Raw genomic sequence first — 9,026 nt, 5'->3', positions numbered from 1 at the left:
CCATTTGAATGTTACATGTGCTTGTTCGTCTTTGGATAGAGTGAACCAGTGCGCTAGTCCAAGGTCGTTTTCAGCACATACCCCGTAACTTGGGTTACCATCACTTATCAGCTTGGTATTAGAATCTAAACGTCTCACAAAAACATCTTTGGGTGATTTAGCAGTGGTATCTTTGATTACTTCCATGAAGCAATGAGTAGGAGCACCATTGCTAATCGACACTCCAATTAGGACATTGGTTTGTTTTGTTCCCTTTCCTCTTCTGCCTTCGCCATGGCTCTCACCACCTAAAAAGAACTCATCTACTCAGGCGTTTTCTCCAAGTTTATATAAACCATTTCGGTCAGTCATTGCTTTTCGTAGCTTATTTAGCATCAACCAGCCAGTCGAATAAGATACTTGAACGAATTTAGCAATGGTAGTAGCCGAAAGACCACGCTTGTCGTTGGACAATAGATAGATAGCGGAGAACCACTTGGATAAAGAGATATGGCTTCGATGGAAGATGGTTCCGGAGGTAACGCTAGTTTGACGGTGACAAGATTTACATTGAAAAAGTGGAGCTCGAGATGCTGCATTTCTTCGATGGTTTGGCCTGATTAAGGTAAACTGGTCAGAGTCACACTTTGGGCATCTAAATCCCTCATAGCATAAGCAATTTGATCAAATGATCTTCACATGCTTCCTCTGAAGCGAAGCGTACCATAAAGCCTGAGATATCCACCATGCCTCCTTTATCGAACATCTGTTCTACTAAAGATTAGCTCCAATCTGGTCTCGGTGGAGGCGAAACTTACGAAACTTGATAAGTATGTTATAGTAAACTTCGTTTAAGAGTGCTCAGCTGGAGAGTAGCAGTAGCGAGCCCCAAGTGGTTGTCTTGATTCGGTGCGAGTAAGCTCGGATTGGTGTCCTTTGTTGGATGGTATTGCAATGAGCTAAGTCGCTCCTTCTAATTTGGTGCCTTCGCATCTAAATTCAAAACGAGGTTTTTACTGTTTTAGGGCTCGTGCGATTTGTTCATGGAACTTTGTCAGTTGAATCGTTTAATTGCCAAGATTGCTTTGCGTGATAGTTCCAATTGTGCCTGATTGAGCACGATCTTTTTCGGGTGTGGAAAGTCTATCTCGATGGTGAGAATCCGCTTTTTGTGAAGCTGTCGATTTGGTTTCTGAGAATGAGTCAAGAGAATTTGAGTATGAGCTGAGAACGGCGATGCCTATGATTTGCAATTTGGCGATATGATTGGTTTCGACCGTTCGGCTTAGATTTTAGCCCAACCTACCGACGAAGATGGGGCTCTGATCTCGAATCTCGCCTTTTCGTTGGTGTCAGCTATCTATTGGGGTTTAAAAGATTATATGGGCTTTAGGGTTCTCAAGTATATTTTCGCGCTGCTAGTCGGTGGTGTTTTGTTGGGTGCGGCAGCTGTTTTGCTAATTCCGGCAGTAGGTAACCTTTCGATCTTGAAAGAGCCAGGAACGTTTTCATCTCCGTTGGTCCTAAGACCTCTTTCTGTTCCCTCTAAGATTCTCGATTCAAAAGGGAATCTGCTTTATGAAGTTCAAAATGGGCAATATCGAACTCCGGTGACCTTGGCACAGGTACCGCCTTTGGTTCGCTCGGCAATTTTGGACGTTGAGGACCACACTTTTTACCAACACGGAGCGTTGGATATTCGCTCCATAGGACGGGCTTTGATTGCGGATTTTTCGGGTGGTGGAGGACTGCAAGGTGGGTCCACTATTACCCAGCAGCTAGTCAAAAATGCAATTTTGACTCCACAGCGTACACTTTCGCGGAAATTCCAAGAAGCAATACTCTCCTATCGTCTACAAGGCGTCATGTCTAAGAACCAGATCTTTCAGCGCTATCTCAACACCATCTATTTCGGTGAAGGTGCTTACGGGATATCAGCTGCATCTGAGACCTATTTCGGTCTGCCTATGAACAAGCTTGATATCGCTCAGTCGGCTTTACTTGCCGCTTTGATTGAAAATCCCAGTGGCTATGATCCGTTTTATTATCCTAAATATGCTCTTTTCCGACGTAACCTTGCGATTGATCAGATGCTTCAATATGGAACGATAACCAAGGCTCAGGATGTTGCTGCTAAGGCAGAGCCGCTTCCTACGGTTTCGCACCGTTTGGTCTTTAGTTCCCCATCTTCTTTTGTTACAGAAGTTATATACCGCATTGAGACCGGAGCTAAGTACAGTTTTCTAGGAAGCGATCCCACCCAAAGATATGCGGCACTTGCAAACGATGGCTACGTAATTAAAACAACACTTAATTCGACAGATCAAGCCGCTGCCAATAGTGCTGTTGCAAGAGTCCTACCGAATACAAATGGGAAGTTCACCTCTGCAATGATCTCGATGAATCCTTCAAATGGCAACGTGGTTGCTATGGTGAGCGGAAATCCCACTAAGGGAAGTGGAGGCTACAATGTTGCGACCGGACGCGGAGGGACTGGTCGGCAGCCAGGATCGTCATTTAAGATTTTTACTTTAGCTGCAGCTCTTGAGCAGGGCTATAGTCCTAATGATATTATTGACGGTACGGGTCCTTGTAAATTCACTGTTCCGAATACGAAGCCCTTTCCTTACATTGTCTCCAATGCCGAACCTGGATACGGCCTTATGACAATAACGGATGCGACAGCTAATTCAGTTAACTGTGCTTACGTTCGGCTTGGTGTCAAAATTGGCCTTCAAAATGTTATCAATACTGCAAAGGTGATGGGTGTAACCACTCCTCTCTCAGCAGTTCCTTCGGTTGTGATCGGCTCTGAAAATGTAACTCCGCTTGAAATGGCGACTGCCTATAGCGTCTTAGCAAATGGTGGATACCTGCATCCGGCAAGGTTTGTAACTTCGATAAAAGATTATTCGGGCGCCAATGTTTATAGCCCGGTGGTTTCCTCTCGACGAGTTCTTTCTGCGAGAATTGTCGCGGTTGAAGATCAAATTCTTCAGCAGGTCGTTATTAGAGGAACTGGAACTGCAGCACGCCTCTATGGGCGGCCGTCAGCGGGAAAGACTGGCACGACCGATAATTTTACCGACGGATGGTTTGATGGCTTTACGCCTCAGCTGGTTACGACGGTGTGGATGGGAGATCCTGCTGGGTCTGTGCCGATGTTTGATGTTGGTGGAGCACCTGTTTACGGAGGAACCTATCCAGCGCGGATTTGGCACGATTATATGACTTCAGCATTGGCTTCTTATCCTGTGGTTCAATTCCCATACGTCAACCCTGCTTGGATACCGCCTTCTAAGTTCATTGTACCGATTGATTCGCCAGGCGCGATTACCTCGCCAGTTGGCACTACAACGACTTTGCCAACCACTATTACAACTTCGCAACCCGTTTCGTCGACAACCACAAGCGCTGTTGTTCCCCCCACGACAACTGCGACAACTTCTACGACAACTGCGGTTACACCTCCGACAACTACGACAACTGCGGTTACACCTCCGACAACTGCGACAACTGCGGTAAGTCCTTCGTCGTCGCAACCTGGTTAGTAATGATAACTTTTTGTAGCCTTTGAACTAGACGGAGTTTTAGCGTGGTTATCAGCGGTGTGGTTCTAGCGTTGCAATGGTTAGGGTGATAGGTAAGCGTATATTGATGAGGTCGCCAAAGTATGAGTTCAAAAAGTTTTTCTTTGAGTGCTGAGGATATCGAGGGTCTCTACCTTATTTCTGATTTGGCTAGCCGCGCCCATCGAAATAATTTGCGTATTTCCAACGGCCCAGAGGCTTCCGATTATAGATCTAAGGCTCAAAACTATAAAAAACTTAAAGTAAAAGCTGAGATTTTGGTTGAGGAAGAGAGTGCTCTCGAAGAGGAGCGAAAGATGCTCGAGAGGGAGTTGGACCGCTTTTCTACATCCCTAAAGGTCTCTCGTCAACGTCTTGACGGTGGACAGAACCTTGATTATAAATCCCTTCCAGCCCTTCGACTCGAGGTTGCCAACTTGGAAGCCAAAGTTCTTGAGTATACGGGTGCAGAACTGGGAATGATTGAGCGGCTCGAGGAGCTCGCGAGGGATCGATCAAAATTAGAAACTATGGTCAAGGAATTGGCTCAGGAGGCAATTGTTGCAAGAGATAAGCTAGAGGAGTTGCGACGGGATGTGGCTTTGCAGGATGGGCTCTTGCAGGAGGAGCTGACTCAGGCCAAGATTAAGGCTATGCCCGAGGTTATCGCATTGATCAATAGAGTGCCGTCTTCGGTCATAGACAAGGTTGCCTATGTCGTCGATGGAAGTTGCTCTGGATGTCGTCTCCGGCTATCTTCGAGTCTCGGTGATAGGATTCGGAGATTTAGCTCCGAAGTTCATTTTTGTGAGGATTGCGGTCGGGTTCTGCTACCACCAAGAGGGTAATCCTTTTAGGTGGCGCGTTTTTTAGGCTTTAGAGGGCCCGGTTCCACCATTGGTAACACAAGCTCACCAGATTTGTAAAAAGAGGCCATTCGATGGCTGTTGGTGCAGAGTTAACCTGTAGGCGGGGTTCTGTTTGAATCATGAGATTCGCGGTAGCCATCCATCTAAGCGATCTACCCGGAACTCGACGAAGTTTTTATTCATCGCGACGGGCCGCCACTAGTTCCAATATGATCTTGCTTCGGGTGGGGTTTACATAGCCGCTTTGATTGCTCAAAACGCTGGTGCGCTCTTACCGCACCGTTTCACCCTTACAGATCGATCGTTTAGTTTGTTGGTACAAGTTGCACGATCGATTGTGCGGTATACTTTCTGTTGCACTTTCCGTCAGGTCACCCTGCCTCTAATTGAGCACCTTGCCCTGTGAAGCCCCGACCTTCCTCAAGCATAACAATGCTCGCGACTACCCGGTTAACTCTGCCCTAGATACTCTAGTTCGGGATTTTCTTTATTTCGTCGAAGCACTGATTCTATATTTTTATCATTGGTACAAGGATTTAGAGAGATGCGAAGTTGATAGTTCGATAGATTTGTCGCAGAAGCAACTTTGGATATTTCTAGGTACCTAAACGATCGCGATAATGTGCCATTCGCTGTCTCAGTCATGCGAACGAAAGTTTCAACCTGAGTTTATGAAGCGCATTGAAATTGCTTTAAAGATTTCAAGTGATGGTTTTGCAAAGTATGGCTAGTTACGACTTGGATTTACCTCGCTAGTTACTTTCTGACTTGATTTGCAATCAGATGAGATGAAAGATTGAAAGGCGCCGAAAGCTTTAATCAATCATTCGTAAGTCCCTAGAGCCCGAGTTTTCGAGAGATCCAAAGGAGAGCACATTCAATTTTCAACCTTTTAGGCGTTTTATCAATGGCTGGCATCAATGGCTAAGAGATCCGGCTAAGGATAGCGCTTTGTCGTATCAGTAGTGTCATTGAATTTAGGCCGGAGTTTGACCGTAGCGCCTCTGGAAGGGCTGGTACTTTTGGGTCAGTTGATATTTCTCCGTAATGGGAAAGATGAGATACGTGTGCAAGATTACTTAGAGTGATATTAGAACCTTCTTATCTTTGGCCTACCTAGCTTATCATCACGATAAGTAGTATTATAGTGATGATTAATGGTAACGGATTACGATTTCAGCCAAATATTGAGTGGCTCCAAAGAGGGTGATGTTGATTCATTAGCCCAACTTTGGAAGTGGTTTAATCCAATGCTAGTGAAATATTTAGCTGTAGTAGCCCCCACCTTGGCTGACGATATCTCTCAGGACGTTTGGATTTCAGTTTCCCGCTCGGTCAAGGGTTTTGAAGGTACCTCGAATTCTTTTAGAAACTATCTACTAACAGTTGCAAAGAACAAGGTGACCGACTACCGCAGAGCAGGTATTCGTGGGTCACGCCTCATCTCAAGGATTGAAACCCAGGTACATACAATCTCTAATGATAGCTTAGAGATTGATCGGATTGGAGACGGCGAACTGATCCAGGTGCTCCAGCGGTTTCTTCCACCGGCACTTGCCGAAGTAGTTTTCATGCGCTATTTGATTGGTATGAGTGTTGACGAGGTGGCGGTTGTGATAGGCAGGTCTCCTGAAAATGTTCGGGTCATCTCTCACAGAGGTCTTTCGCGTTTGCGCGAACTTTACGGCGCGAGAGTTCCAGGCGTGGTTGCTATGGTTGGGGAGCCGCAGTAATTCATCTCATAATCTCTCAAGGGTTCTATGTTGATCCAAGTTGATGATTTGGCACCGCTTGCTCGCTTCCCCCCCTCCTGATTTGTAGGTAGGACCAAATGGAGACCGAGAAGCATCCCATGGAACCTAGGGGAAAGGTAATGGTTATTAGGCACCTGTGAATTGATAATTTAATTGCTCGATATCTCCTACCTAAATGAAAGCAATTTCATGGTTTTCATAGGTCAAGGCATGTAGAAAATAGGATCCACGTCAGATATCGGTCAATTTTGAGATGAGGCGTTTGGGTAAGGGCCAAATCCAGCTTGGGTGCGCAGTCGGTAGTTCTCTCCTTAGCAGAGATCGATACCTTACTCAGATAGAGATTCTGGCCTCGAGGGCGACTTGTAACTGGTCTGCTTTAACCTGGATCCACCGAAAATTTAGCCGCTCAACTTTGATTTTGGCATAGAAAAGGTGCTCTGAACTGGTAGAATGATGTTTGAAGACAATTCAAATCTATCAGTTTAAGGAGCACCTTTTAGATGCGAGCATCTGCTAGTGCTTTAGAGTGTTTGATAGTCACCTTTGACGATTCGAACGCAGTTTCCAACAGTGGGTTAATACTCCCTATCACCCTTGCTGAGAGACTTGGCCTTAGGGATCTCTTTGATTTACACATTGACCTAGAGGATCGTCCTGGACGAGCAAATGTTGGCAGAAAAGCTATGGCTATCATTGCATCTATTTTGGCCGGTGGTGATTGCATTGATGACACTGCAATCCTTGAAAGCCCAAATGCGCAAGTTATCCTTGGTCAGATAATGCCAGCACCATCTAGGTTTGGTGTCTTCTTGCGTAGTTTTGAGACCAGTGACATCGCAGATGTTGAACGAGTTGCAGCTTTGTTGCTAAAACGAGCCTGGCTAGCTGGAGCAGGTCAGGTGATGAGTCACTCACCATTGATGTTGATTCCACAATATGTCAGGTATATGGAAACAAAAAAGAAGGAGCTTACTTTGGTTATACCAACCTAAGGGGGTATCACCCACACCTAGTAGCTGTTGGTAAAACAGGTGACATTCTTGGAATAGTGACTCGTGAAGGCAACGCCAATACCGCTCGTGGTGCCGGGGAGTTTGTAACTCAGGTAATCAACAATGCCAGAGCCGCTGGAGCAACTGGTGAAATAACCATGCGTTTTGACTCTGGGTTCTTCTCAAGAGCCGTTAGAGACACAGCCAGCCAAGGCAATGTTCGCATTTGCATTACAACACGGATGTCAAAACGATTGAAGCAGGTTATTGCAGCCATACCAGAAGAAACATGGACTTCAATTCCTTATTGGCTTGAAGGTGGAGCTGATGTAGCAGAAGTCAAATATCGCGCATTTGCAAGAGATAGACAAGACGTTCGTCTTATCGTAGGAAGAACAAAGCCTACTCCAGGGTCTCAGCTGGCACTATTTAGAGACTATGACTATCACGCATTTATTACCGATCGACAAGGCGAAACGCTCTTTCTTGAGGCTGATCACCGAGCACATGCCCAGATCGAACTAGTCATCAAGGATCTCAAAGGAGGTTCGGGGTGGAATCATGTTCCATCCAGATACAAGAACGCTAATGCCGTTTGGTTGGCTCTGGTCTAATTAGCTCTGGTCTGGTTAGTAATTTGTGCAACTGCACAACCTGGCACGGTGCAACTGCACACAACCTGGCACGAATAGGTGCTATTACAGAAACTGTAATAACCACACCAAAGCTTCGACGGTGTTACTTTCAGATCGCAGGACATATCACTCGTTCAGCTAGAAAAGTAATACTCCATCTTGAAGAATACTGGCACTATAAGGATAAGTTCTTAGAGGCTCTTGATCGGATCAGAAAGTTTGAGATCGCCATCACCTGAACATCTGGATACCTAACACACTGAATATTACTTGAAGGAACTGCTCTAGAAGACAAGGGATTAGGTCACTATACCCAAAATGAGATTTCAGAATCTCAAAAATGACCAAAAATGCTCAACCACAAAGGGAATAGGTCTTATTTGGCTCTCTGAAACCAGTTACGAGCCATAGACCCTCCGTCAAACCTAAATCAGTTCCGAAAAACCGACTCAGAGTCACACCGAAGGGCTCAAGCTGGTCCATTTCTATGGATTCAGGTTTAGACAAAAGATGGCTCTTGATTCTGCACAGATAGAGAGTCAATACTGTGCTTCTGTTTGCATCTTACATGGGTGTTGTGAGGCCTTGCATGGTTCTTGCAGAGGTTAATTGGAGCTTTCGATCTGGTTATCTGAGTGCTGACCCTTTAGGAGTCCCTCTCTGCCAAGATTGTTGTCACCTAGCTTGATTTTTGTTTATAAGAGGGCGAAGATGGAATGGTCATGAAAAGGTACCCCAAAGAACTAAAGCAAAAAGTAGTTGCAGCTCTATATGAGCTCGACAATTCAGGAGATGCTACACCTGGTGCTATCGCCAAGATTGCAAGGGATAACGAAATCAATGCAAACGTTGTCTACCAGTGGAACTCAGAGCGCAAGGCTAGTGCAAATTCAGCCAGCGATAAGATCAACAAGATCAAAGCTGTTGTTGACACAGCTGCGATGAATGAGCACGAACTCGGTTCATGGTTGAGAGCTAATGGTGTTCTAGCAGAAGATTTAGAGGAGTGGCGCAACACCCTAGAGTCAGCTCTTGACAAAAAGAGTGCTGCTAATAGGGCTCACCAGGCGGAACTTGATAAAGAACGTAAAGCTAGAGTACGAATTGAAGCTGAACTTCGACGGAAAGAAAAGGCGCTAGCAGAAGCTGCTGCTCTATTGGTTCTTCAAAAAAAAAGTACGAGAGATCTGGGGGGAAGAAGGGGACGTTTAGTCTCTCCCTCAGA

6 protein-coding genes, 1 other RNA gene and 2 pseudogenes are annotated in these 9,026 nt (G+C 45.6%); 7 read left to right on the top strand and 2 right to left on the bottom strand.

The window, feature by feature from the left end:
• Window positions 1-724, bottom strand: a pseudogene (locus AXFE_RS19715) (IS1595 family transposase); the annotation flags it as partial.
• Between the two features lie 637 nt (window positions 725-1,361).
• Between AXFE_RS19715 and AXFE_RS17955 the strand changes: the two are divergent.
• Together AXFE_RS17955 and AXFE_RS17950 are read left to right on the top strand one after the other, a co-directional pair.
• A complete protein-coding gene (locus tag AXFE_RS17955; protein WP_052607258.1) occupies window positions 1,362-3,530 on the top strand; it encodes a transglycosylase domain-containing protein in 2,169 nt (722 codons plus the stop codon).
• Window positions 3,531-3,652: 122 nt separating this feature from the next.
• The gene (locus AXFE_RS17950) at window positions 3,653-4,396 is read left to right on the top strand and encodes a C4-type zinc ribbon domain-containing protein (RefSeq protein ID WP_052607257.1); all 744 of its coding nucleotides are present in this window, start codon (window positions 3,653-3,655) and stop codon (window positions 4,394-4,396) included.
• Between the two features lie 102 nt (window positions 4,397-4,498).
• Here AXFE_RS17950 and rnpB read toward each other — a convergent pair.
• Window positions 4,499-4,875: RNase P RNA component class A (rnpB, locus tag AXFE_RS17965), an RNA gene on the bottom strand.
• A gap of 699 nt (window positions 4,876-5,574) precedes the next feature.
• On the opposite strand from rnpB, the gene AXFE_RS17945 reads away from it, so the two are divergent.
• From AXFE_RS17945 to AXFE_RS17925, 5 genes and pseudogenes are all read left to right on the top strand, one after another.
• On the top strand, window positions 5,575-6,150 hold the full coding sequence (locus AXFE_RS17945; RefSeq protein ID WP_052607256.1) for an RNA polymerase sigma factor: 576 nt from the start codon (window positions 5,575-5,577) through the stop codon (window positions 6,148-6,150).
• A gap of 524 nt (window positions 6,151-6,674) precedes the next feature.
• A complete protein-coding gene (locus tag AXFE_RS19710; protein ID WP_052607255.1) occupies window positions 6,675-7,166 on the top strand; it encodes a hypothetical protein in 492 nt (163 codons plus the stop codon).
• On the top strand, window positions 7,052-7,780 hold the full coding sequence (locus tag AXFE_RS17935; protein ID WP_082058897.1) for a transposase: 729 nt from the start codon (window positions 7,052-7,054) through the stop codon (window positions 7,778-7,780). Before AXFE_RS19710 ends, AXFE_RS17935 begins: the two co-directional genes overlap by 115 nt.
• Before the next feature lie 23 nt (window positions 7,781-7,803).
• Entirely contained in the window at window positions 7,804-8,040 is a 237-nt protein-coding gene (locus AXFE_RS17930; RefSeq protein ID WP_152626224.1) for a hypothetical protein, read from the top strand.
• A 477-nt stretch (window positions 8,041-8,517) separates the two neighbouring features.
• Window positions 8,518-9,026, top strand: a pseudogene (locus AXFE_RS17925) (hypothetical protein); the annotation flags it as partial.

Origin of the sequence: Acidithrix ferrooxidans, assembly GCF_000949295.1 — a bacterium.
GTDB lineage: Bacteria > Actinomycetota > Acidimicrobiia > Acidimicrobiales > Acidimicrobiaceae > Acidithrix > Acidithrix ferrooxidans.
Note: the sequence above shows the minus strand (reverse complement) of the source record. Positions and strands in the feature narration are given on the sequence as shown.